This is a genomic window from Nocardia coffeae (genome assembly GCF_019890715.1).
Lineage (GTDB): Bacteria > Actinomycetota > Actinomycetes > Mycobacteriales > Mycobacteriaceae > Nocardia > Nocardia jiangxiensis.
In genome coordinates this window covers 42,449-65,001 of the sequence record NZ_JAINZY010000002.1, presented here as the reverse complement: position 1 = coordinate 65,001, position 22,553 = coordinate 42,449, and the positions used below count along the sequence as shown (strand labels likewise).

The following is a 22,553-nucleotide window of genomic DNA, read 5'->3' as shown; positions in this document are numbered from 1 at the left end:
TCAGGTGATATTTCCCAACAGAATCGTCCGAATTCTCCCGCGCAGTGATTTCGGCGAGCGGTAAGAATCAGGCTATCCCCAACCGGGAATCCAACGAGGCCCATTCGGGCGAACCGGTGGCAGGGGGATCGATCGCCAGATTCATCGGCGGACGATCGGCGAAACTGGGCTCGGTGACCGTGCGCCGCCAGCCGGTGCCGTGCGGGATGAACTGCGGCAGACCGCTGCCGGAGTCCTCGAGGCCGAGACGGTCCAGCAATGTCGCGATGACCTGGCGGCTCATGGCGGCCAGTTCGTCGTTCGGGCGGTTGCGGTGCAGGCGGGTGCCCAGATCCACCTGTCCGATCGTCCCGATGCCGTACCGCGCGAAACAGTCCAGCAGGATGCCGATCTCGACGCCGTAACCGGGTGCGAACGGGATGCCGGTGAGCAGTTCGCGGGTGGCGGCGTACTCCCCGCCGAGCGGTTGCACGACCTCCGCGAGTTCGGGCGCCAGCGCCGCCAGCAGCGGCCGGGCGACCAGTTGGGTGACCCGGCCGCCGCCGTCGGCGTCGGAGCGACCCTCGGTGCGCAGCGGCCGCCGGTAGAACCCCTTCACCAGGTGCAGCGCGTCATCGAACAGCAGTGGTGCGAGCAGGGACGGCACGAACATCGGGCTGGGCGAGATGAGATCGGAGTCGACGAACACGATCAGATCGCCCTTCGCCACCGCCAGCGAACGCCACAGCACCTCCCCCTTGCCGGGGCGCGGCGGCAACTGCGGGAACGCCTGCTCGCGCGTGTACACGTCCGCACCGGCCCGGCGGGCGGCCGAGATGGTGCCGTCGGTGGAACCGGAGTCCACCACGAGCAATTCGTCCACCAGCCCACCCACGAGCGGGCGGATCGAGGCGATCACCCCGGCGACGGTGGCCTCCTCGTCGAGCGCGGGCAGGACCACCGATACCCGGCGGCCCTGTTTGCGCTCGACCAGTTGCGGAATGGACCAGCGGCGATCGAACCAGGCGGGACCGGTGTGGGAGACAGGCATGAGGCAGCTTCTTTCTGGTGGCGCACGGGCGGCGGTCAGAGTCCGGGATCCAGGACGAGGGTGGTCAGGCGCGGCCACAGCGCGGGCCAGGGCTGGCGGGGCCGCTGACAACGCCACACCGTGACCCCGCGATCGATGCCCGGAAAGCCGAGCGGATCGTCGATCCGCGCGACCGGCTCGGCGACTTCGAAGGCGTTGTGCGGCAAGGAATCCGAGGACCCGGTGCCGAGGTACAGCACGGTGGGCGTGGCGTCCGGTGGCCTGCCGAAATATGCGTATCCGCGATCCGCGCTGTACACCGGAGGATGACCGGGTGGGCCGAGTACATCCAGAGCTGCTGCCTGCCAATAGGTTCGGGTGAGGATCACGACACCGGCACGGTCGCCCGACGGCAGGGCGCGGTAGGCCGCGTCCACGCCCGCGACGAGCCGTTCCCAACCTGTCGTGCCGAATGTCCGCATGCGGGTGGATAATTCGGCCTGCGAGTGGACCGGTCGGTCGATTCGGGCGAGTAGTAGCGGTAGGACCGTTACCTCCGTAAGCGAAATCGCGACGGACACCGCGACCACCGCGATCCCGACGATTCGTACCGCTCGACGCCGAATACTCAGGGGCACAACGGCACCGGCAAGCCCGGCCGCGCGATGCCGAACGTTCAGCAATGCCATGACACCAGCCATCCGCTCGGCGGGATCCCCGGTGTCCGTGGACATCACGAAACCGGTGAGCCGCGCGGCATGATGCCGAACGTTCGGGAACGCCGTGACACCAGCCGTCGGTGCGGCGGGATGCCGAACCTTCGAGGACACCATGCGGCCGGTGAGCTGCGCGGCGCGATGCGGGACGTCCAGAATCGCCACGGCACCGGCGGCGAACAGTGCGGGGAACAACCCCGCGACGTAGTAGGGTCGTCCACCGCTGAGGATCACGAACATCACCTCCACGATCGCGGCGATGCCGATCCAGCGGTGGTCACGGAAAGTACTGTGGCGCAGCAGGACCCACCAGCCGAGCAGAGCCAGTAGGCCACCCAGTAGCCCGGTCAGCACGGCCCATTGCACCGGCAGCCCCAGTACACCGCCGGTCGCGGCATGTTGTTCGGTGCGGATGACCGCGCCCATCGCCAGTTGCGGCCGGCCGTGCCGTTGTTGCCAGAGCATCCCGGGCAGTGCCGTGAGCGTCACCACCGGTACGCACCACCACAGCGCCGGGCGGCGCAGCAATTCCCGTGGACCGGCCACCGCAACACCGGCGACGATTCCGGCCAGTAGGACCACGACCAGCAGTTTCACCTCGAGATCCACTGCGATCACGGCGGCGGCGGCCGGCAGCAGCCGGTCCCGGCGCAGGCGGATCCAGCGAGCAAGCAGCCACAGTGCCGCCGCGCTCAGGGCGCTGTCGAGCGCGAAGGTCGACAGGGTCGCGGCCTGGGTGATCAGGTACGGGCACGTCGCGTAGGCCGCGGCAGCCAGTATCTGCGCGCGGCGGCGGCCGCCCATCTCCCGGGCGAACGCCCCGGCCAGCAGCACTCCGGCGACGGCAGCCAGAATCGACGGGATACGTAGCGCCACAACCGATCCCGGCATGAGCGTCCAGGCGGTCCTGGCCAGCAGCGGAATCAACGGCCCCTGATCGGCGTAGCCCGGGGCGGGATGATTCCCGGCCGCGACGAAGTACAGTTCGTCGCCGAAGTAGCCGTAGCGTCCCGAACGCATCAGCAGGATCACCCCGGTCAGGACTGCGACCGCGGCGAGCCCCAACCCCGCGAGCCGCACTTCGGTAGTGTCCGGATCCTGTTCCGCAGCAAGCTGATCCCCTTGATCAGCGCGGTCGGAGATCGCGGTCACGGCTGGGCTCCCGGACGCCGCGGCAGCGCCAGCGTGAGGACCGTGAGTACGCTCGCGACCGCCGCGACGAGCCACAGCACCGTCACACACGCCTGCAAGTACGTCGGCGCGGTGGCCGCCGTCGCCACGGTCGCGTCGAGACCGCCGCCGGCACAGCCGTGTACCGGCAGCACGTGCGACGGGGAAGCGAGGGCGGCATGCGCACAATCACCGAAACGCCGAATCGTCTCGGCCCGGTCGCCGGGCATCACGCCCCGCGCGGACAGATGCTGTGCGAGAAGCGATTTCGCGTCATCGACACCGGAGCCCGCGGCGATGCGAGCGAAGAACACACTCCCGAGCACGGCCGCGCCGATCGCGCTGCCGAGTTGTTGGACGGTCGGCGCGAGCCCCGAGGCACTCCCGGTCGGCCCCTCCCCCAGCCCGGCCACCATCACCGCCGGGAGCGGCGCGGCGAACCAGCCCATCCCGGCACCGGCCAGCAGCACCGGTTCGCTCAGCGCGCGAGTGTCCACGCCGCCGGACGCGGGATGCACGGTCAACGCCATCTGCGCCACGCCCAGCGCGAACAGGCCGATGCCCGCGGTCAATGCCCGAGAACCCAAGCGCGCCATGAGAATCGGCGAGGTCAATGCCGCCAGCAGCGCACCCAGCGCGAACGGCAACAGCAGCCGCGCGGTCTGCCACGCCGACCAGCCCATCCCGGTCTGCGCGGTCATCGACACGGTGAACAGCAATGCGGCGAACAGCCCGTAGAACACCAGCAGCAGAACCGATCCCACGCCGAAGCCGCGATCGCGGAACACCTCCGCGGAGATCAGCGGCGTCCCGCCGCGCATCCTCACCCACCGCTGCCGCCGGCCGAATCCGATCAGCACGAACACACCCGCTACCAGCAGGCCCACCGCACCGGGCGGCCAACCCGAATCACGGCCGGTGGACAGCGGATACAGCACCGCGGCAACACCCACCGTCGACAGCACCGCGCCCAACACATCCACCCGCACCGCCCGCTGTGCCCGCCCGACGTCCAGATAGCGCGCGGCCAGTACCAGGGCGATCAGACCCAGCGGCAGATTCAGCAGGAAGATCGACCGCCAGCCCAGTCCGCCCGGATTCAGCCCGACGATCAGCCCGCCCAGCAGCGGCCCGGACAGGCCCGCCAGACCCGCGACCGCACCGTACACACCGAAGACCAGCGGACGCCGATGAGCCGGAAACACCGCGGCCACAATGGCGATCGTCTGCGCCGAGACCGCCGCCGCACCCAATCCCTGAGCCACCCGCCCGGCGATCAGCTCGATCGGGAGCCGGGCCAGGCCGCAGCCCAGCGACGCCGCGGTGAAGATCGTCATGCCGATCAGGAACAGCCGTCGCCGACCGAACCGGTCACCCAGCCGGGACGCGGTCAGCAGCGTGCACGCGAACGCCACCCCGTAGACGGTCACGACCAGCAGTTGCACCGAGCCGGTGGCGGACAGGTCGCGCGCCAGGACCGGAAGTGCGGTGTTGACGATGGTCAGGTCCAGCATCTGCATGAACACCGCGAGCAGGCAGGCCGCCAGGGCCGCCCACGCGTACCGCCCCGCGACGGGCTGGTCCGCGCTGTCCTGGCCCGTCCGAACCGGTATGCCCCGAATTGCCATGGTCAGGCGTCGACCCGCAGGGCATAGTCGCCCGCGTCGGCCACCGCAGCGGTGATCTCGGTCAGCGTCTTCACATATCGCCCGACCGATTCATTCGCATCCTCGGTATCGGGGAAGACCAGGCTCAACGTGGTCACATCCGGGAACCGGTTGATCCAGACGTAGACCTCGCTGGCCGCGGCGCGGTTGGCGAACAGCCCGCCGTTGATCCGGTCGAACATCTCCACCCCGGCGATCTTGCGAACGTCGACGTAGGACAGCATCATCGCGGACCAGCCCGGCCGCACCCGGATGCCCAGCTCCGGCGCGGCCAGTTCCAGCACCCGGTGCGCGGAGACGTCGGTGAGTTCCTTGGCGCGATCCGCGGCGTCCTGCGCGGCGGCGACCAGGGAGCTGAACCGTGCCTCGGGCGGCACGTCGAAGGCGATCGGCAGCAGATTCGTGTAGTAGCCCACCGCACCGGCCTCCCCCGGAGCGCTGCGGGTATTGGCCGGGCTGAGGATGAAATGCCAGTCGTTGCCGGTCAATTCGGCCTCGGTGAGCGCGAGCGCGGCGAACAGTCCGCCGAGGAACCGGCCGCCGCCGTCCTCGCACGCCTGCTCGAAGCGCAGTGCGTCGGTCTCGGTGAACAACGGCAGCGTCAGCACCGCGCCGCGCACGTAGCCCGGGGCGTTCTCGGTGCCCAGGTACAGCGGGAAGGTCGGCATCTCGCCGCCGTTGCGCTGCAACAACTTCAGCCAGGTGGTGACCGGCGGAGACTGCTCGGTGAGTTCGGTGTTGTAGGCGCGTTCGCGGGCGCAGTAGGCCAGGTGTCCGTCCACCGGCGCGAGCGCGGGTTCGGTGCCGGACAGTTCCGCGCCGTACAGCATCAACAGATCGACGCAGGTCAACGCCTGCGCGACGCCGTCGGTGTGCAGGTGGTCGACCGCCGCGTACACGGTGAACGCCTGCTCCTGTTCGACGATCCCGAAGCTGAAGCAATTCCAGTGCAGCGCATCGGGTGTGGTGTCCTGGACATGCTGACGGATCGCGTCGCTGTCGGCGAACTCGCCGTGCTCGGTGGGCACGAGCTCGAGCACCTGCGCGTCCACGACGTGCCGCACCACTCGCTCGTCGGATTCCACGGTGAACCAGCTGGAGAACGATTCGTGCCGCCGCACGAAGGCGGTGACCGCGCGGGTCATCGCGTCGATGTCGGGGTTGCCCGGAATGTCGTAGGAGATCATGCACAGCCGCGAGGCGCGGTGGCCCGCGGCGGCGGTGCGCTGGGTCGTGCGCAGATACTCGCGTTGCTGGTACGTGGGCGGGATCGGATGCTCCGGTGCGTCGCGCATGACGGCCTGCGCCGTCGCCGAGACACTCCAGCTGGTGACCCGGCCCGGCTGCGGGTGCCAGTCGTCGAAGAAACCGAAATTGACCACGAGTGCCCTCGATTCACAGCGTCGGGAGAGGTACCGCCGCCCGATCTCACGGCGGCGCCAGGCCAGTCAACGACAGCCGTATGAACCCCGACCATAGGTTCGGAGCAATGTTGTGATCATTGACAGCAACCCGCGCCGGATGCGGCATCCGATTCCAATCTTCGCCGACAGTGCTTGCCGCTCTTCATGATTCGTCCCTACCGTTGCCGTCGACAAGGCCAACGGAATCTCCGGGGAGGAGCAGGTGGGCAAACACTCCGCACCACGCAGGTCACGGTTGCGCGGCCGACAGGCGACGGTGCTCGCACCGGTGGTGGCGTTGGCCGCGGGCTGGGCGGGCACGGCCGGCGCCGATCCGGTCGCACCGGCCTCGATCCCGGCGCTGACCACCGCCGCCCGGCCCGCCGTGGACGGCTCGCATCTGGTGAACGTCACCCCGGATGCGGGCCGGATGGTGAACATGCGGGTGTACTCGGCGGCGATGAATTCCGTGATCGACGTGAAAGTGCTTCGCGCCCCGGATCATTCGAAACCCGCGCCGGTGTTGTATCTGCTGAACGGCGCGAACGGGGGCGTCGACGATTCGAGCTGGACCCAGCAGACCGATATCGCCGATTTCTTCGCCGACAAACAGGTCACCGTCGCGATTCCGCTGGGCGGACGCGGAAGCTACTTCACCGATTGGCGCACCGACGATCCGGTCCTGGGGAAGCAGCGTTGGAGCACCTTCCTCACCCGGGAGTTGCCGCCGATCATGGATTCCACGTTCCACGGGACCGGCAAGAACGCGCTGGCCGGGATCTCGATGGCCGGAACGTCGGTGTTCCAGCTCGCCCTGGATCAACCGGGTCTGTATCAGGCCATCGGCGCGTACAGCGGCTGCGCGCAGACCAGCAATCCGCTTGGCGAGGCGTATGTCACCGCCGTCGTCGGCCGCTGGGCCGGTAACGCGGCGAATATGTGGGGCCCGCCGGGCGATCCCGCCTGGGCCGCCAACGACCCCTACATTCACGCGGATCGCCTGCGCGGCACGGCAATCTACGTTTCTTCGGGGACGGGGCTTCCGGGCCCGCTGGACACTCTCGACGGACCCGGCATCGACGGGAAACCGTCCAAACTCGCCGCCCAGCTCACCAGCGGCGCCATCCTCGAGGCCGCCACCAACCAGTGCACCCACCGCATGCACGACCGCCTCGCCCAGCTCCACATCCCGGCGACCTTCAACTTCCGCCAGGTGGGCACGCACTCCTGGGGCTATTGGCAAGAAGACCTGCACAAGTCCTGGTCCCTGTTCAGCCGGGCCCTGCAAGCAGAACAGTCCTGACCGGAACGCGATCAGCGAACCGCCGCCGGATGCTGTGAGGCCGCGGCTGCCGGGCTGAGATCGGCGCGCGTGAGCTGGTGTTGCGGAGGCTCCGGCAGCACCAACCGCTCGGTGACCGTCAGGTCGGCATCGACGTGCACCAACGTTCCCGGATCCAGGAGTCGCCATGCCGGGTCGGCGTTCATCGGCTCACTGGCGAATACGACCGCACGCTGTGTCCCAAGGGTTTTCGATCGTGCGTGGATGCGCGAGGTTCGCAGATCGAAGCCCGGCTGCGCGTGGTCGAGGATGTACAGCTCGTGGGGCTCGGGATACCGCAGCGCCCACATATCGGTCGCCGTGCTCAACAACAGGTTGACGGAGTAGATCGGCACGTTCGCCGCCAGCCACGTCATCGCCTCGAGCAGGCCCGCCTCGACATCTCCCCCTGTCGCCCGGATCGACGCGGTGATCAGAGCGAAAACTCGCTCGCTGTCCGTTTGCCCCAGTACGAGGCCCGCGGCGCCGAGTTCCGACAACCGGGCGTCCAGCACGTCCAGTCCGCCGACCACGCCGTTGTGCGCGAAGATCCGATCGTCCTGCAGGAACGGGTGAGTATTGAGCACATCGAGCGCACCGGTCGACGCATACCGGACGTGAGCGATGAATGTCGTCCCCTCCATGTCGTGCGCTTCATGAGCGAACGCCGTGTCCTGCCACGCCGCGATCGGCTGCTTGTCCACCACCGCCTCACCGGCACTGCCGAACACTCCCAGGCCGGTGCCGTCCGGGTTGCGCGTGCTCTGCGCGGACAGGTTGTCGGGTGCGTCCAGCAGCCAGAACGTCGCGTGCACGACACGACGCCCCGCATGCAAGCCGAACAGACGGCACATACCCCCATCTTCGCACCACAAGGGTTCATCAACACAGACGCGTGACCTACCGCCGAGCAGCGCCGCCCAGCGGCTCGGCCACCGATCGGATTCTCGAGGCGAGACGCACACAGTCGACCGGACCGGAGGTCTCGACCACCAGCGCGGCAGTGAGTCCGAGCGGTTCGGCACCCGCAACCCAGCGGTCCCAGTCCGCCAGCAAATGTTCCTCGTCCCGATACAGGTCCGCGCGAGTACGGCTCACATAGCGCGCCCGCGCCACCTCGGCAGGAACATCACACCAGACCTCTACGGCGCGAGCGGCTCCCACCCGGTCGAGCCCGGCCCGAGCGAAGGACGAATCGCGAGGTGCGAACCACCACGAATCGATGACGACGTCGCCCGGAATCGCCTGTGCCAGCGCCCATACCGTGTCCATCGCGATACCGCCCAGCGCGTCCAGCGCACCGGCCCCGTCGACGCACGCCGCCAATGCTTCCTTCACCGCGTCCTTCGACAGGAACCGCGCGTCGAGCTCGCGGGCCAGCGACCGCCCCAGCGTCGACTTCCCCGCGCCGGGAAGCCCGTTCACCATGACCAGCAGTTTGTCCATTCGCTCATCCTGGCCGGTCCTCGTCGCTGGAAACTGTCAGCCCGCGTAGCGTTGTGCCCCAATATCTTCGACATTGAGAACTCGGGGCGCACAGTGTTGAGTCGGCGGGGTGATGCGTGTGCGAACAATGACCGAGGCGGACTCCGGTCATGCCGAATTCACCGCGACCGTGCGCGGCGAGGTGCCGGAGATCTCTTTGGTGTTCTCCGTTCTGCGCCAATTACGAGACATGGTGCTCGCCGGACAGTGGATCGAGCCGAGGTCGGCGTACCAGATCGGATGTCGGACGCTTCGTGTCATCGCGCGCGACGATGGCACCCTCGGGCTCGAGGAGACGGTCGCGCCGGGTGTCTGGCAGGAGCAGGTCGACGAGACGATCACCGATCTGCACAACCAGATCCTCGTGGGTAAGCAGCTCGGGCTGGCGCAATCCTGGGGCGAGATGACCGAACTGCACCGCGTGGTCATGCACCGCTGCGCGGCGACGGCGGACACCATCGCCCTCAGCCGCCATGCGCCCGAGGACGAAGGGGCGTCCGGTTGGCACGTGATCTGCATGGACAAGCACGAGGACGACGAGGTCGTCGGAGTCCAACTCGGCCAGGTGATGGCGGATTTCCCCTACCTGCGCCAGTTCCTGGCGTTGCCGGCCGAGACCACGGTCGTGATGGCCCGGCCGCAGCGGCCGGACGGCGTCGTAAGGGCGACCGTCCGGCACAACGGAAACGAGCTGACCGCGGGGCGCACCCGATTCGGACCGGAGCCGACGCCGCGCACGCCGGTGCGTGCCCGGAACGCTTTGCTGACCGACGGCAAGGGACTGACCTGGACGACCGTGGGCAAGCGATCGGGCCTGCCCGAGATCGCGGCTCGGACCGTCCTGCCGGCACCGGACGACGCGCCCAGGTCCGGGTGGGCCGCGCTGGTGCTGGACGAACTGCAGGACGCGATCGCCGAAGACACTCGGTTCGAAGCCGGTCAGACCGTCCGATCTGGTTGGCGCACACTGCGATTCATCAGCCGTTCCGATGGGATGCTGGGCCTCGAGGAGCGGACCGTGGGAGACAACTGGGCCGAGCAGATCGATCTCACACTGCGTGAGCGGTGGGCCCAGCAGCAGGTGGTCGCCGGGCTGGGGCCGCAGGAATGGACCACGTTTCCCCTCGACACTCAGCACTCGACCGTCACCGACTGCGTCGAGGAATCCGACTCGTCGGTGCTGCTTTTCCGCGAGGCCACCGATAATCCGACGCATTCCGGCTGGACGCTGACCTGCACCCGCTCGCACGAACACGGCGCCGGACGCCTGCGCACACTGTGGGATCTGACCGAATCCCTGCCCTTCGTGACCCGATTCCTGGCCCTGCCACGCGCGGCCGAGGTGCTGATCGACACCCCGCGCGGCCTTCGCGGCGCCGAAATTCGCGCCAGCGTCCGGATATTCGGCAATGAGCTCGTCCCCGAGCCCGGTTCGTACACCGCCGAACTCCTCGGCCTCACCGACTGACATTGCCCGATCGACAAGAGTGAGTGTACGATCACTCACTATGCCGACCCGCTCGACGCTCTCCACATCCGACGCTCGCCGTGAGGCGGTTGTCGATGCGGCGATCGCGGAATTCGCGACGTCCGGTTATCACGGGACGCCGATCAGTACGGTGGCTGCTCATGCGGGGATCTCGCCGGCGTATGTGTTCAAGCTCTTTCCGAGCAAGGTCGAGTTGTTCGTGGCCGCGCTGGACCGGTGTTTCGAACTCGTCGAGCAGTCGCTCGCCACGGGAGCGCGCCGGGCCGCAGCCGAGGATCCGGATGCGATCCTCTACGAAATGGGCGGCGCCTACGCCGAACTCATCGCCGACAAGCGACTGCTGATGCTGCAGGTGCACGCGCTGTCCGCCGCCGACGTCCCGGAGATCGCCACGGGGATGCGGCGCGGGCTGGCCCGGGTCACCGAGTTCGCGAAGTCCCGCTCGAACGCAGCCGACGAGCAGGTGCAACGATTCATCGCCTTCGGCCAGCTGTGCCATCTGATCACCACCCTCGGCCTGGACTCCCCGGACGATCAGTGGGCATCGCTTCTCTCTCGAGGCATCCGGCACTCGACCGCGCCGACCCGTTCACCGCGGGAGTGATCATGCCCCGATCCTGACCCACACCTCGCAGCCACAACGTTTTCGAGCAGGCCCCGACCGGGGCCTATCTTCGACCCGTCGAGTGATTGACCAATCACTCACCGCTTTTACCGAAAGGAATCATCATGTCCACCAACACGATCACCGCCGTCGAGGTCGTCCTGCCGGGACGCGTCGAACCCGACGGATTGCAGATCACGCACCGCGAACTGGCCGGACCGGGACACGGGCAGGCGCTCGTGCGGGTCGAGGCGAGCGGGGTGTCGTTCGCCGAGCAGCAGATGCGGCGCGGGAAGTATTTCGACCAGCCGCCGTTCCCGTTCGTGCCGGGGTACGACATGGTCGGCGTCGTCGAGGCCGTCGGGCCCGGAGTCGGCGCGCAGCTTGTCGGAACGCGCGTGGCCGCACTGACCAAGATCGGCGGTTGGAGCAGCCACCTACTGCTCGAGGCCGCCGATCTGGTTCCGGTGCCCACGGGCCTGGATCCCGCGGCCGCGGAAACGTTCGTGGTCAACGGGATCACCGCCTGGCAGATGTTGCATCGCATCGCCGGGGTGCGCAGCGGTGGGACCGTGCTCGTGCACGGGGCCAACGGCGGAGTCGGCTCGACGCTCGGGCAGCTGGCCCGGCTCGCGGGTATCCGGGTGATCGGCACGGCGTCGGCGCGCAATGCCGAGGCGGTGCGTGCACTGGGCGCGGAGCCGGTCGACTACCGCGGCGATATCACCGCGCAGGTCCGGGCACTGGCTCCCGAAGGGGTCGATGCGGTGTTCGACCACGTCGGCGGTCCCGGGATCGTCGATTCCTTCCGGCTGCTCGCACCCGGCGGCACCCTCGTCGCCTACGGCAGCGCGGCGACCAAGGACGAGGCGGGTAATTCGCGACTTCCGGTGCTGCGGTTGATCGCTCGCCTGCTGTGGTGGAAGATCCTGCCCAATCGCCGTCGCACGCACTTCTACAACATCTGGGCCGGGCGACGACGCGCGGACCGGTTCCGCGCCCGCCTGGCCGAGGATCTGGGCGCGGTCCTGGACCTGGCAGCGGCCGGCGACCTCGAGGCCCGCATCGCCGCGCGATTCCCGCTGCGGGAGGCCGCCCTCGCCCTCGCCGCCGCCGAATCCGGTTCCGTCACAGGAAAAGTCGTCCTCGTCGCCGACTGACAGCGAACCGAGCGTTACGGCCCGGGTCCGGCCCCGTCAGGTGACGGGAGCCGGATCCGCACCGGATGCACCGCGACGGTCCCGCGAAACATGCTGCGCCACTACCGCATTACTGTCCCGTACATCAGGGCACGGTGAGTACGAGCTTGCCGACGGTGCGGCCGGTGTCGCCGAGCGCGTGCGCGGCCGCGGCCTCGGCGAGCGGGAAGGTTCCCGCGATCATCGGACGCAGTGTCCCCTCGTCCACCATCCGGGCCAGTTCGGACATACCGCCGTGATCGGCCTCGACCAGCATGCCCACCGCTCGCACGCCGGCTTCGGCCGCCACTGCCCGCACATGTTCGGTATCCCCGCTCACCAGCGAGATCACGAGCCCGCCCGGCCGCAGGACGCGGATCGAGGTGAGCGCATTCTCGGCGCCGAGCGGGTCGATCGCCACATCGACGTCCCGCACCGCTTCGGCGACATCGGTTGTGCGGTAATCGATCACCTCGTCCGCACCGAGTCCGCGCAGGAATTCGTGATTGGCCGCGCTCGCGGTCCCGATGACGTACGCCCCGCGAGCCTTGGCGATCTGCACCGCGAAGTGGCCGACCCCGCCGGCGGCGGCGTGCACCAGAACACGCTGTCCCGCTTGCACATTCGCGGTGTCCACCAGAGCCTGCCAGGCGGTCAGCGCGGCGAGTGGCACCGCGGCGGCCTGCACGTGATCCAGTGCACGCGGCTTGCGGGCGAAGGCGCGGGCCGGACCGGTGACGTATTCGGCTGCCGCACCGTGGCCGTGCGGATAGGGCAGCATGCCGAAGACTTCGTCACCGGGCTCGAACAGCGTGACGCCGCGCGCGACCGCCGCCACCACACCCGAGACATCCCAGCCCAGAACGAACGGCGGCTCGGGCAGAAAGAGCCCCGCCCGAGCACGATGCTTCCAGTCCGTCGGATTCAGGGCAGTCGCATGGACCCGCACCAGGATCTCGCTCGGCCCCGGCTGCGGTACGGGACGTTCGATCTCGTGCAGCACCTCGGGGCCACCCAGAGCGTCCTGGCCGATCGCTCGCATGGTGGCGGGGATATCCGTTGTCGTCATGACGTTCAGCCTGCCGCCGCTCGACCCGGGAGAAAATGGCACGATTGCCAATATTCGATATGATCGCGCCATGACGAGTTCGGCACCACATCGCGTGGTCGTCCTGGCATTGGACGGCGTGTACCCGTTCGAGCTGGGCATCGCGAACCGGGTTTTCGGCTCCGCCGACGGCCGTTACGAGGTGCTGACCTGCTCGGTGGACGGACATCCGGTCCGCACCGAGGGCGATTTCTCGATCGCCGTGACACACGACGCCAGCGTCCTGCGCACCGCTGACACCGTGGTGATCCCGCCCTGTCACATCGGCCTGGCAAGCTGCCCGGACGAGCCCGGCGAGGTCTCGATACTCGCACTGCCGCAACAGGTCTCGGATGCCCTCGGGCTGATCCGCCCGAGCGCCCGGACCGTGTCCATCTGCACGGCGGCCTTCGTCCTGGCCGCCGCGGGACGACTCGACGACCGCCCCGCCACGACGCACTGGAATCTGGCCGACATCTTCCGCCGCGCCTTCCCCCGGGTCCGCCTGGACCCGGACGTGCTCTACGTCGACGACGGCGACATCCTCACCTCGGCGGGCGCCAGTGCGGGAATCGACCTGTGCCTGCACCTGATTCGCAAGGACCACGGCAGCGAGGTGGCGAATGCGGTCGCGCGCCGCTGTGTGGTGCCGCCGTGGCGGGAAGGCGGTCAGGCGCAGTACATCGAACAACCGGTGCCCACGCAGACCTCCGCTGGCACCGCCGCGGCCCGGCACTGGGCCCTGGAGAATCTGCACCTGCCCCTGACCATGTCGGATCTGGCCGAACGGTCGCGCATGAGCGGTCGCACCTTCGCCCGCAAGTTCCGCGACGAGGTCGGCACGAGTCCCGGCCGCTGGCTCATCCAGCAGCGCGTCTTCCGCGCTCGGGAACTGTTGGAGAGCACCGATCTGCCCGTCGACCGCATCGCCACCGAGGTCGGCTTCGCCACGGGAACCTCACTGCGCCAACACCTGCACGAGGCGATCGGCGTCGCACCACTGACCTACCGCCGCACCTTCCGCACCCGAGCCGATCAGCTCTCCAGATAGGCCGCGATGGCGTTCACCAGGCCGCGACGAGCCTCGTCCAGATCCGAATAGCTGCCCAGCTGCTGTTCGGAGACGATTCCGCGCACCGCGCCGGGAATGAGCGTCGCGATCTCGCGGATGCGCGCGGGTTCGATGTTCAGATCGGCGAAGGCGTTCTGACAAGCGTTCTGCCACAACGGTTGCCAGGATGCCAGCTCGGCCGCCGTGCGCGGATAGAGACGCTCCAGTTCGGCGTGATCCCTGGGCAGCGCCGCGCGCAACGTCTCGATCGCGCGGGCATCGGTCGTACTCAGACCCGCGTACATCCCCTCCACGATCTCGGTGACCCGCTCGCGCAAACCGGCTCCGGTCCCGATCCGCACCGGCAGATCCCCCCGGCGCTCGGCCGTGCGATGCAGCACCGCGGCCCACAGCCCATCGATATCACCGAACTGGTACTTGACCACACCCCAGGTCGCGCCGATCTCCTTGGCGATCCGATTCCCCGAGGCCGCGCCCGGATCACCGGAGGCCAGTGCCCGCAGCGCGGCCTCGAGCATGCTCTCCCGGGTCGCCAGCCCCCGTTTGTTGCTGCGCCTGCCCGTCGCGCCCGCCTCGGTCATTGCACAAATCTTAACCACCGCCCTTCCCCGCCGGCCGCGACATCCCGCACGGCCTGCCGAAACTGTTGAGCCGAACGATCATTCATGTTTGACAGACCCCTCTTGCATAGTTTCACAGAGGGTTCTACTATAAACCTCCGTACAGCCCCGGACGAGAGGATTTTCGTCATGGCCAGACCACCCCTATCGATGAAGCCGACGGGATGGTTCCAGGTTGCGTGGTCCGCGGAGGTGGACGTCGGCGACGTGCACCGGATGAAGTACTTCGACACCGAGATGATCGCGTGGCGCTCGGCCGACGGCCGGGTCGCGGTGATGGACGCCTACTGCGAACACCTCGGCGCGCACCTGGGTTTCGGCGGGCACGTCGAAGGCGACCGGATCGTGTGCCCGTTCCACGGCTGGGAGTGGAATCACGAGGGCCGCAACGTCTGCGTCCCCTACGAGAATCATCCGAACAAGGGCCGCCGGATCCGCAGCTACCCGGTCGTCGAGCGCAACGAATCGATCTGGATCTGGCACGATATCCATGGTCGCGCACCGCATTTCGAGGTTCCGGACGTATTCACCGGCTTCGACGACGGCAGCAGCGCCGCGGACTACTATCCGGCGTATCCGCAGTCCACGCTGTTCCGGCAGAGCCTGGAACTGCACCCGCAGTACATCATGGAGAACGGCGTCGACTTCGCCCACTTCAAATATGTGCACAAGGTGCCGATCACCCCGACCTTCACCCGTCAGGACTTCGACCTGCCGGTCTCCTATGTGGACTTCACCATCGCCTTCGACGACACCGCCGCCGCGGACATCCGCAGTGGCGTCCAGGCGATCAACGCCGGACTCGGTGCCGCGGTGACCAAGAGCTGGGGCATGATCGACAATCGCACCCTCTCGGCGGTCACCCCGGTCGACGAGAACACCTGCGACGTGCGGTTCTCGGTGTGGATCGGCCGCCCCGAAGGCCAGGAGCACCCCAAGGCCGCCGAACGCGCCCAACGCCTCGCGCAGGGCGTCATCGACCAGTTCGAGGCCGATATCCACATCTGGTCGCATCAGCGCTATTCCGATCCACCCGCCCTGTCGCAGAAGGAATTCGACGGATTCCGCGCGCTGCGGCACTGGGCCGAACAGTTCTACCCGACGAGCACGGAAGGTCGTGTCCCCCTTGAGCACTGACGAGAAGATCCGCGTATTCCAGGTTGCCACGGGCAATGTCGGCACGGAGATGATCAAGCGCATCACCGACCGCCCCGACCTGGAATTGATCGGATTGCACTGTTACACACCAGAGAAGATCGGCCGCGACGCCGGTGAGATCGCCGGACTCGAGCCGATCGGCGTGACGGCCACCGGCACCGTCGAGGAGATCATCGCCGCCCGGCCCGATGTGATGACCTTCCACGGCGTCTTTCCGGACGAGGCCCTCTACGAGCAGGTGCTCGAGGCGGGCATCGATATCGTGACCACAGCCGACTGGATCACCGGGCACCACCGCGATCAGAACCACCCGCATCCCTCGGGGCGCAAGGTCAGCGAGGTGCTGCAATCGGCTTGTGAGCGTGGCGGTTCCACGTTCTACGGGACGGGTATGAATCCGGGCCTGTGCCAGATCCTCGGAGTGACGCACTCCTGCGACGTCGCGGATATCGAGAACGTGACCGTCATCGAATCGGTGGACGTGTCCTGCCATCATTCGGCGGCGACCTGGATCGAGGTGGGCTACGGCAAGCCGGTCGATGACCCCTCGCTCCCGGCCTCGCTGGAGAAGTTCACCCGGGTGTTCGCCGATTCGGTCTACCTGATGGCCGACTGCTTCGGACTCGAGCTGGACGAGGTCACCTTCGACTACGAGCTCGGCGCGTGCACCCGGGACGTGGATCTGGGCTGGTACCAGCTGCCGAAGGGCTCGCTCGGCGGGAACTACATCAAATATCAGGGCATCGTGGACGGGCAGCCCCGGATCGAATCGCACCTCGAATGGCAGATGACCCCGCACACCGATCCGAAGTGGGATGTGAAGGGCTGCTACATCACTCACATCACCGGCGATCCGAGCATCTACAGCAAACACATGATCTTCCCGAAGGCGGGCGTCGATCTGTCCGATCCGGCCGCGTTCGCCTCCATCGGCATGACCGTCACCGGACTGCCCGCGCTCAACGCCATCCGCTCGGTGGTCGCCGCCCGGCCTGGCATCCTGACCAGCGCCGATCTGCCGCTGCGCGGATTCGCGGGGCGCTTCAAGCAGTGAGCGGCGCCTGATCCGGACGAGCGGGCGTGCGCGATCGCTGGTTACATGGAGTGCGCGTGCCGGGGCGGGCGTTCCGCCTCGGCATCACTCCTGATCAGCACCACCACCACTGAAAGGTGCACCGATGCGGTATCGCAAGCTCGGCAGTTCCGATCTCCAGGTCTCGGAGATCTCGCTCGGGTCCTGGCTCACCTATTCCGGCGGCGTCGCCGCCGATGCCACCCGCGCCTGCACCGAGGCGGCCTTCGACGCGGGCATCAACTTCTTCGACACCGCCAACGTCTACGGCCGCGGCGCGGCCGAAACCGCCTGGGGCGAAATCCTTTCCGAGCATCCCCGCGACTCCTACATCCTCGCCACCAAGGTGTGGGGACAGATGTCCGACGATCCCGCCGACGCGGGCCTGTCCCCCGCCCAGATCGCCAAGCAGATCGACGCCTCGCTGACCCGGCTGCGGACCGACTACGTCGATCTGTACCAGGCGCACCGCTTCGATCCCGTCGTGCCGATCGAGGACACCGTCGAAGCGCTGCAACGGGTGGTCGAACAGGGCAAGGCGCGCTATCTCGGCTTCAGCGAATGGACCAACGAGCAGATCAGTGCGGCGATCGAGATCGGCGGACCCGATCTGTTCGTGTCCTCCCAGCCGCAGTACTCGATGCTCTGGCAGGCGCCCGAGGTCGAGCTGTTCGATCTGACCTCGAAGAGCGGCATCTCCAACATCGTCTGGTCGCCCCTGGCCCAGGGCCTGCTCACCGGCAAGTATCTCCCGGGACAGCCCGCCCCGGCCGGAACCCGGTTCGCCAGTGAGACAATGGGATTCGCGCAGGGCCTGGTCAACAGCGAGGCCGCCGCCGAAGCGGTGCAGCGACTGGTCCCGCTCGCCGAGGGCGCGGGCATCAGCATGCCGACCCTCGCTCTGGCCTGGGTTCTGCGACGCGGCGAGGTCGCCTCGGCGATCATCGGCGCGTCCCGCCCCGAACAGGTCCACGCCAACAGCATCGCGTCGGGCGTGGAACTCTCGGACGAGCTGCTCGCCGCCGCCGACGAAGCGCTCGGCGACGTTGCGGTGACCGAGGTGACCGCGGGCCCGAACGCCCAGACCGGAATCACGCGCCGCTCCTGAGTTCCTGCCCGGCCGCAAGCAGTTGCTGATCGGCGGCGAGTGGGTCGACGCGGTGTCGAGCAGAACGCTCCCGACCCACAATCCCGCCGACGGCGAGGTACTCGCCGAGGTGGCGCACAGGGAGGCCGCCGGGATCGCCACGGCGGTCGACGTCGCGTCCATTCAGCCGAGGGACGTTGTGGGGGTCTGCTGGCCCGATGGCGTCCAGTACTCGCCTGCGATCTGGGCCAGTTCGCGCAGTGCGCGTGTGGGTCGGCGGTCTTTGTGGCGTACAAGGAAAATGTGCAGGGTAAGTTCTCGGGTCCATGACAGGACCTCCAACTCGCCGCGGCTGACTTCGTCGGCGACCGATGTCGCGGGGAGCATGGCGATTCCCAGTCCTGCGGCGGCGCAGCGTTTGAGAGCTTCGATGCTGATGAACTCCATGGTTGCCGGGCGAATTCCGGCACTGCGTAACTCCTGGTCCATGACGCTGCGTTGAGCGCAGCCTTGCTCGATCAGCAGCAACGTTTCCGCGGCAAGGTCCGAGGTGGTGACGGACTCGGATGCGCACAGCCGGTGCGAGGGGGGAGCCACCAGCTGCAGGGGCTCGCCTGCCATGCGCTGGGTGTGCAGCATCGGCCCGTCGACCGATTCCTCGAGCAGAAACCCCGCATCGAGCGTGCCGTCAGCGAGAGAGGTAACCAGCGGCACGCGGCCTGCGGGACCGAACACCACCTGCAGCAGCGGGAACCGATCCTGCAAGGTACGCAAGACTCGCGGCAAGCGGTACGCACACAGGCTCTCGGGAGCCGCAATCCGTAGCGTGCCCTTGATTTTGCCGGGCTCCTCAGCTGCTCCCTGCACGGCCTCACGCGCCTGCTGGGCACGGCTCAGTATCGGTTGGGCATGTACGCACAGTTCCCTGCCCGCATCGGTAAGCGTGACCCGGCGTCCGAGGCGTTCGAAGAGTCTGACCTCCAGATCCGACTCCAGGGCCTTGATCTGGGCGGTGACACTGGATTGCGCATAGTCCAACTCACGGGCAGCACGGGTGAAGTTCAAGTGCCGCGCAACGGACAGAAATGTCGTCAGGTGCTTGAGCTCCATAGCTACGAGCTTAAAGCGATCAATCGCCACTGCCGATTGATATGATCGAAAACTTTCGTTGGACGCGATCGAATCGGTAGCCGTACAACTCGACTATGGCCTCTTCTCCTCCGCGGCGTCGCAGCATCCTGGCCGGACTCCGACCACCCGGCGGGAGAAATTTCCTGCTGCTGCTGGCGGCGACGCTGGGTACTTTCGCCAACTACGCGCCGATGCTGTCGGTAGTGCCGCTGTGGTGCGCGGAGGGCGGCGCGGCCTACGGGGGCGTGGGAGCCACGACCGGGGTGACCATGGCCGCCACGGTCGCCATCCAACTGTGCATGAAGTGGCTGCTGCGGCGTTTCACACTGCGCTCGATACTCATTACCGGGGCACTCGTCCTCGGCGCGCCGACCTTCGGCTACCTGCTGTCTTCCGGCCTGGCCTGGGTGCTGACGGTCTCGGCCCTGCGTGGTGTCGGCTTCGGGATGGTGGCCGTGGCCGGTAGTGCCCTGGTCGCCGAACTGGTCCCGGCTCAGCAGCGAGGCAGAGCAGTCGGGTGGTACGGAATCGCAGTGGGGTTGCCCCAAATGGTGTTTCTCCCTTTGGGAGTGTGGGGAGCGCAGCGGCTCGGCTTCGTCGCCGTCTTCGTGGTAGCGGGAGTTCTCAGCCTCGCCGCGGTACCGCTGACCGCAGCAATCTCGGGGCACCAGGGAGAACCCGCTCAGCGGGGCCGGCCTGGTGCACCGACGGGTACTGCTGCGGACGGCCCCGACCTGTCCAGTACTTCACCCACCGGCGGCTACCGACCGCTGGCTGCCCCATGGCTGCTGCTGATCACGACGGCTGGTGCGTTGGGTGGGGTAACCTCGTTCCTTCCCCTGGCCCTGAGAAGCCCAACCGGGGCATCGACAGCGCTGTTCACACTGACCGCCACTGTCATCGTCGGACGATGGCTGGCTGGGGTACGCAGTGACCGAAAAGGAGCGGGCGGACTGCTGATGCCCGGTGTCACCTCCTGCGCGGCGGGAATGGCGACGATGGCGTGGGCAGCCGGAACCAATTCCGGCACAACAGCTTTGGCGGCGGCGGCAGCGGCGGTCTACGGACTGGGTTTCGGGGCCGTACAGAACGACACACTGGTGCTGATGTTCCACCGCGCCGGCCCCACCGGACACGGCGTCGCCAGTACCGTCTGGAATATGGCCTACGACGGCGGCACCGGCATCGGTTCCCTGGCCGTCGGCCTGCTCTCCCAAGCCACCGCACTCTCGACCGCGCTGCTGGCAACCGCCCTTCCGATCCTGGCCGCCCTGCCCTGGGCCTGGCTGACCAGCTATCCACGAAAAGCTGCACGCACAGAACGCAAGCGCAACAAGTCTGATCCCACCGAACGTCAACAACTGCAACAGAAGCTCTAAAAGACGAACAGGAGCGCACCCATTATGGACAACTCGTCCGCGCCACAATTCACGTCGCCGTCCGACGTCGATGGACTTGCAAGGACATTCGTTGATCTCAGTCATGAGATCGTGTCAGGGTCGACAGCCTACCCCGGACTCCCGCAGCCGGCTCTCACCGATCACATCACGCGCGATCAGTCCCGTGAACTCTATGCCGAGGGCACCGAATTCCATACCGGACGGTTGTGCCTGGTGGGCCAGACGGGGACATATCTCGATGTCCCCTTCCACCGATATGCAGGTGGCTACGACCTCACACGCCTACCTCTGGATCAGGTCGCGAATGTTCCGGCCGTGGTGATCAGCACCGACGAGCGGGAGGTGCCCGAGGACTGTTTCACGGAGTTCGAACTGCGTGGCCGGGCCGTACTCATTCACACTGGCTGGTCACGCTTCTGGGGAATGGAGACCTATTCGTGCGGTCGGCATCCACATCTGTCTGCCCGGGCTGCCGAATTTCTGGCCAATGCTGAACCCAGGGTCGTAGGCATCGACTCCCTCAACATTGATGGCACACATACACACGAGCGGCCCGCGCACACCAAACTGCTCGGTGCAGGCATTCCAGTGGTGGAGCATCTGACCAACCTCGATCAAGTACCAGGCGAAGGCGCACACTTCACTGCGGTTCCTGTGAAAGTGGCCGGTCTGGGGACTTTCCCTGTCCGCGCATTCGCAACCTGGCCGAAGCAGAGATGATGCCAGAGACGCCCTCGAGGACGGACGTCACGTCTGACGACTCGAACGCGAGCACTGACACCGCACTTCGAATCCGCTGGAGCTAAAATAGTCGGCGTATCCGACAATTGGATAAACTGGCAAGGAATAGATTACATCGTTCTGCAACACGCAATGCTCAGCCTGTAGAGGCCGGCAGTCTGCATGCCGCAATCTCCATCGAAATGCCAGGCGAGGACCGTGACGCGCGCTTCGTGACGGTGCCGCTGTGGCATGACCCCTTCGTCCTGGTCGGACCGAAGAGACTGCTCTCGTCGGTGCTCGGCGCGGACGCACGCCGCGCGATGTCCGCAATGCCCTGGGTGCTGCCCAGAGTGGGTTCGGACTGCGACCGGTTGATCACCACGCACTTGGCGCTACATGGGATCCGAGCCTCTCCGGTCGGCCGGACCGATGATTGGAGACTCGTCCAAGAGATGGCGGTGACACTTCAGTCCATCGCTTATGTGCCGTCCTGGGCACCCCGCAGGACTCGGAATTCTTCGGGTTCGATACCCGCAAGCCACTCACCTGGGGACTGCTATTACGCAGCATGCTGGACTACCGGCGCGTGGCCACTGTATTGACAGAGATCGTCAGAAGCTGGTCTGGCAGATGGAGCTACGACATAGGACAGATTTCCCAGCGTCGAAAGCGCGAGGTGATCACCGAGTACCGGTTACTTGGTGTGGCCATAGCCGCAGCGGTGATAGTGAGTGCGAGCGTACCGGGAGCTGGGGCGTAATACTGCGACTGTGGGTGTTACCCCTGCTGTTCGCTGTCCCCCCGGCACTTCTTGGTGGAACTGCCCGAACACATCCTGTGCGAGACACGAACAACGGACGTACTGCGCAACACTCGCTCCATCCGCGGCAGTCGAATTTCCACTTGGTTCACCAACGGAAACAACCTCCACATCGAGCACCACGCCGCCATGGCAGTGCCGATCAACCGATTGCGGGAACGGCATGCGGAGGCAGCGGCATACGGCACGTATGTGCAGCGAAGCTACCTCAGCTTCTACCGCGACGTCGCAGTCGCTGTCCGCCACTCGTCCCGCCCCGAAGGGAAAACTCTGAGCATCGGAGGGAGTCGGTGAGGGCGTCTGTCACAACAGCAACCGCAGTAGGACACACACCGATCCCC

21 protein-coding genes are annotated in these 22,553 nt (G+C 67.1%); 12 read left to right on the top strand and 9 right to left on the bottom strand.

Annotated elements, in window-relative coordinates; all coding sequences use genetic code 11:
- Positions 1 to 67 precede the first annotated feature (67 nt).
- Genes K7711_RS09375 through K7711_RS09360 form a run of 4 tightly spaced genes read right to left on the bottom strand, consistent with a single transcriptional unit; the run spans position 68 to position 5,944 of the window.
- Positions 68 to 1,030 carry a glucosyl-3-phosphoglycerate synthase gene (locus tag K7711_RS09375; protein WP_222966996.1) on the bottom strand — a complete coding sequence of 321 codons (963 nt, stop codon included), beginning with the start codon at positions 1,028 to 1,030 and terminating at the stop codon, positions 68 to 70.
- 35 nt (positions 1,031 to 1,065) lie between these two features.
- Positions 1,066 to 2,877 carry a glycosyltransferase family 39 protein gene (locus K7711_RS09370; RefSeq protein ID WP_222966994.1) on the bottom strand — a complete coding sequence of 604 codons (1,812 nt, stop codon included), beginning with the start codon at positions 2,875 to 2,877 and terminating at the stop codon, positions 1,066 to 1,068.
- On the bottom strand, positions 2,874 to 4,523 hold the full coding sequence (locus K7711_RS09365) for an MFS transporter (RefSeq protein ID WP_222966992.1): 1,650 nt from the start codon (positions 4,521 to 4,523) through the stop codon (positions 2,874 to 2,876). Before K7711_RS09365 ends, K7711_RS09370 begins: the two co-directional genes overlap by 4 nt.
- Positions 4,524 to 4,525: 2 nt before the next feature.
- Positions 4,526 to 5,944, bottom strand: a complete 1,419-nt coding sequence (locus tag K7711_RS09360; RefSeq protein WP_222966990.1) for a condensation domain-containing protein — start codon at positions 5,942 to 5,944, stop codon at positions 4,526 to 4,528.
- Between the two features lie 244 nt (positions 5,945 to 6,188).
- On the opposite strand from K7711_RS09360, the gene K7711_RS09355 reads away from it, so the two are divergent.
- The gene (locus K7711_RS09355; RefSeq protein WP_308014600.1) at positions 6,189 to 7,268 is read left to right on the top strand and encodes an alpha/beta hydrolase; all 1,080 of its coding nucleotides are present in this window, start codon (positions 6,189 to 6,191) and stop codon (positions 7,266 to 7,268) included.
- An 11-nt stretch (positions 7,269 to 7,279) separates the two neighbouring features.
- Here the strand turns inward: K7711_RS09355 and K7711_RS09350 are convergent, their stop codons facing one another.
- Complete coding sequence (locus tag K7711_RS09350) at positions 7,280 to 8,140, bottom strand: class II glutamine amidotransferase (RefSeq protein WP_222966988.1); 861 nt, start codon at positions 8,138 to 8,140, stop codon at positions 7,280 to 7,282.
- A gap of 46 nt (positions 8,141 to 8,186) precedes the next feature.
- Positions 8,187 to 8,732 (bottom strand): P-loop nucleotide/nucleoside kinase family protein, encoded by a 546-nt coding sequence (locus tag K7711_RS09345; RefSeq protein WP_222966986.1) that lies wholly within the window; start codon positions 8,730 to 8,732, stop codon positions 8,187 to 8,189.
- 127 nt (positions 8,733 to 8,859) lie between these two features.
- Between K7711_RS09345 and K7711_RS09340 the strand changes: the two genes are divergently transcribed.
- The 3 genes from K7711_RS09340 to K7711_RS09330 all read left to right on the top strand — a co-directional run bounded on the left by K7711_RS09340 (position 8,860) and on the right by K7711_RS09330 (position 12,024).
- Positions 8,860 to 10,239 carry an immunity protein Imm33 domain-containing protein gene (locus K7711_RS09340; RefSeq protein WP_222966984.1) on the top strand — a complete coding sequence of 460 codons (1,380 nt, stop codon included), beginning with the start codon at positions 8,860 to 8,862 and terminating at the stop codon, positions 10,237 to 10,239.
- A gap of 40 nt (positions 10,240 to 10,279) precedes the next feature.
- A complete protein-coding gene (locus K7711_RS09335) occupies positions 10,280 to 10,864 on the top strand; it encodes a TetR/AcrR family transcriptional regulator (protein ID WP_222966982.1) in 585 nt (194 codons plus the stop codon).
- Positions 10,865 to 10,989: 125 nt separating this feature from the next.
- Positions 10,990 to 12,024 (top strand): medium chain dehydrogenase/reductase family protein, encoded by a 1,035-nt coding sequence (locus tag K7711_RS09330; RefSeq protein WP_222966980.1) that lies wholly within the window; start codon positions 10,990 to 10,992, stop codon positions 12,022 to 12,024.
- Positions 12,025 to 12,148: 124 nt separating this feature from the next.
- On the opposite strand, the gene K7711_RS09325 is transcribed toward K7711_RS09330, so the two are convergent.
- Positions 12,149 to 13,111: an NADP-dependent oxidoreductase gene (locus K7711_RS09325; RefSeq protein WP_222966978.1), complete on the bottom strand. Its 963-nt coding sequence runs from the start codon at positions 13,109 to 13,111 to the stop codon at positions 12,149 to 12,151.
- 70 nt (positions 13,112 to 13,181) lie between these two features.
- Here K7711_RS09325 and K7711_RS09320 point away from each other — a divergent pair, with 70 nt between their 5' ends.
- Positions 13,182 to 14,180, top strand: coding sequence for a GlxA family transcriptional regulator (locus K7711_RS09320; RefSeq protein WP_222966976.1), 999 nt, complete (start codon positions 13,182 to 13,184; stop codon positions 14,178 to 14,180).
- Here K7711_RS09320 and K7711_RS09315 read toward each other — a convergent pair.
- Positions 14,165 to 14,782 carry a TetR/AcrR family transcriptional regulator gene (locus tag K7711_RS09315; RefSeq protein ID WP_222966974.1) on the bottom strand — a complete coding sequence of 206 codons (618 nt, stop codon included), beginning with the start codon at positions 14,780 to 14,782 and terminating at the stop codon, positions 14,165 to 14,167. The genes K7711_RS09320 and K7711_RS09315 overlap by 16 nt on opposite strands.
- 168 nt (positions 14,783 to 14,950) lie before the next feature.
- Here K7711_RS09315 and K7711_RS09310 point away from each other — a divergent pair, with 168 nt between their 5' ends.
- The 3 genes from K7711_RS09310 to K7711_RS09300 all read left to right on the top strand — a co-directional run bounded on the left by K7711_RS09310 (position 14,951) and on the right by K7711_RS09300 (position 18,159).
- Positions 14,951 to 15,958 carry an aromatic ring-hydroxylating dioxygenase subunit alpha gene (locus tag K7711_RS09310; RefSeq protein WP_222966972.1) on the top strand — a complete coding sequence of 336 codons (1,008 nt, stop codon included), beginning with the start codon at positions 14,951 to 14,953 and terminating at the stop codon, positions 15,956 to 15,958.
- A 49-nt stretch (positions 15,959 to 16,007) separates the two neighbouring features.
- A complete protein-coding gene (locus K7711_RS09305; RefSeq protein ID WP_235747045.1) occupies positions 16,008 to 17,033 on the top strand; it encodes an NAD(P)H-dependent amine dehydrogenase family protein in 1,026 nt (341 codons plus the stop codon).
- A gap of 124 nt (positions 17,034 to 17,157) precedes the next feature.
- Positions 17,158 to 18,159 (top strand): aldo/keto reductase, encoded by a 1,002-nt coding sequence (locus K7711_RS09300; protein ID WP_222966968.1) that lies wholly within the window; start codon positions 17,158 to 17,160, stop codon positions 18,157 to 18,159.
- A gap of 162 nt (positions 18,160 to 18,321) precedes the next feature.
- Here K7711_RS09300 and K7711_RS09295 read toward each other — a convergent pair whose 3' ends face one another.
- Complete coding sequence (locus tag K7711_RS09295) at positions 18,322 to 19,248, bottom strand: LysR family transcriptional regulator (protein ID WP_222966966.1); 927 nt, start codon at positions 19,246 to 19,248, stop codon at positions 18,322 to 18,324.
- A gap of 95 nt (positions 19,249 to 19,343) precedes the next feature.
- Between K7711_RS09295 and K7711_RS09290 the strand changes: the two genes are divergently transcribed.
- The 4 genes from K7711_RS09290 (at position 19,344) to K7711_RS49255 (ending at position 22,506) form a co-directional block, all read left to right on the top strand.
- Positions 19,344 to 20,648: an MFS transporter gene (locus tag K7711_RS09290; RefSeq protein WP_222966964.1), complete on the top strand. Its 1,305-nt coding sequence runs from the start codon at positions 19,344 to 19,346 to the stop codon at positions 20,646 to 20,648.
- Positions 20,649 to 20,672: 24 nt separating this feature from the next.
- Complete coding sequence (locus tag K7711_RS09285) at positions 20,673 to 21,389, top strand: cyclase family protein (protein ID WP_222966962.1); 717 nt, start codon at positions 20,673 to 20,675, stop codon at positions 21,387 to 21,389.
- A gap of 107 nt (positions 21,390 to 21,496) precedes the next feature.
- Entirely contained in the window at positions 21,497 to 21,994 is a 498-nt protein-coding gene (locus K7711_RS49260; protein ID WP_222966960.1) for a LysR family transcriptional regulator substrate-binding protein, read from the top strand.
- Between the two features lie 212 nt (positions 21,995 to 22,206).
- On the top strand, positions 22,207 to 22,506 hold the full coding sequence (locus K7711_RS49255) for a fatty acid desaturase (RefSeq protein WP_222966958.1): 300 nt from the start codon (positions 22,207 to 22,209) through the stop codon (positions 22,504 to 22,506).
- Positions 22,507 to 22,553 lie beyond the last annotated feature (47 nt).

Excerpts from the sequence above, each read along its gene's own strand:
- K7711_RS09375 (WP_222966996.1), bottom strand. The coding sequence starts at position 1,030 with ATGCCTGTCTCCCACACCGGTCCCGCCTGGTTCGATCGCCGCTGGTCC.
- K7711_RS09365 (WP_222966992.1), bottom strand. The coding sequence starts at position 4,523 with ATGGCAATTCGGGGCATACCGGTTCGGACGGGCCAGGACAGCGCGGAC.
- K7711_RS09350 (WP_222966988.1), bottom strand. The coding sequence starts at position 8,140 with ATGTGCCGTCTGTTCGGCTTGCATGCGGGGCGTCGTGTCGTGCACGCG.
- K7711_RS09345 (WP_222966986.1), bottom strand. The coding sequence starts at position 8,732 with ATGGACAAACTGCTGGTCATGGTGAACGGGCTTCCCGGCGCGGGGAAG.
- K7711_RS09340 (WP_222966984.1), top strand. The coding sequence starts at position 8,860 with ATGACCGAGGCGGACTCCGGTCATGCCGAATTCACCGCGACCGTGCGC.
- K7711_RS09335 (WP_222966982.1), top strand. The coding sequence starts at position 10,280 with ATGCCGACCCGCTCGACGCTCTCCACATCCGACGCTCGCCGTGAGGCG.
- K7711_RS09330 (WP_222966980.1), top strand. The coding sequence starts at position 10,990 with ATGTCCACCAACACGATCACCGCCGTCGAGGTCGTCCTGCCGGGACGC.
- K7711_RS09325 (WP_222966978.1), bottom strand. The coding sequence starts at position 13,111 with ATGACGACAACGGATATCCCCGCCACCATGCGAGCGATCGGCCAGGAC.
- K7711_RS09320 (WP_222966976.1), top strand. The coding sequence starts at position 13,182 with ATGACGAGTTCGGCACCACATCGCGTGGTCGTCCTGGCATTGGACGGC.
- K7711_RS09315 (WP_222966974.1), bottom strand. The coding sequence starts at position 14,782 with ATGACCGAGGCGGGCGCGACGGGCAGGCGCAGCAACAAACGGGGGCTG.
- K7711_RS09310 (WP_222966972.1), top strand. The coding sequence starts at position 14,951 with ATGGCCAGACCACCCCTATCGATGAAGCCGACGGGATGGTTCCAGGTT.
- K7711_RS09305 (WP_235747045.1), top strand. The coding sequence starts at position 16,008 with ATGATCAAGCGCATCACCGACCGCCCCGACCTGGAATTGATCGGATTG.
- K7711_RS09300 (WP_222966968.1), top strand. The coding sequence starts at position 17,158 with ATGCGGTATCGCAAGCTCGGCAGTTCCGATCTCCAGGTCTCGGAGATC.
- K7711_RS09295 (WP_222966966.1), bottom strand. The coding sequence starts at position 19,248 with ATGGAGCTCAAGCACCTGACGACATTTCTGTCCGTTGCGCGGCACTTG.
- K7711_RS09290 (WP_222966964.1), top strand. The coding sequence starts at position 19,344 with ATGGCCTCTTCTCCTCCGCGGCGTCGCAGCATCCTGGCCGGACTCCGA.
- K7711_RS09285 (WP_222966962.1), top strand. The coding sequence starts at position 20,673 with ATGGACAACTCGTCCGCGCCACAATTCACGTCGCCGTCCGACGTCGAT.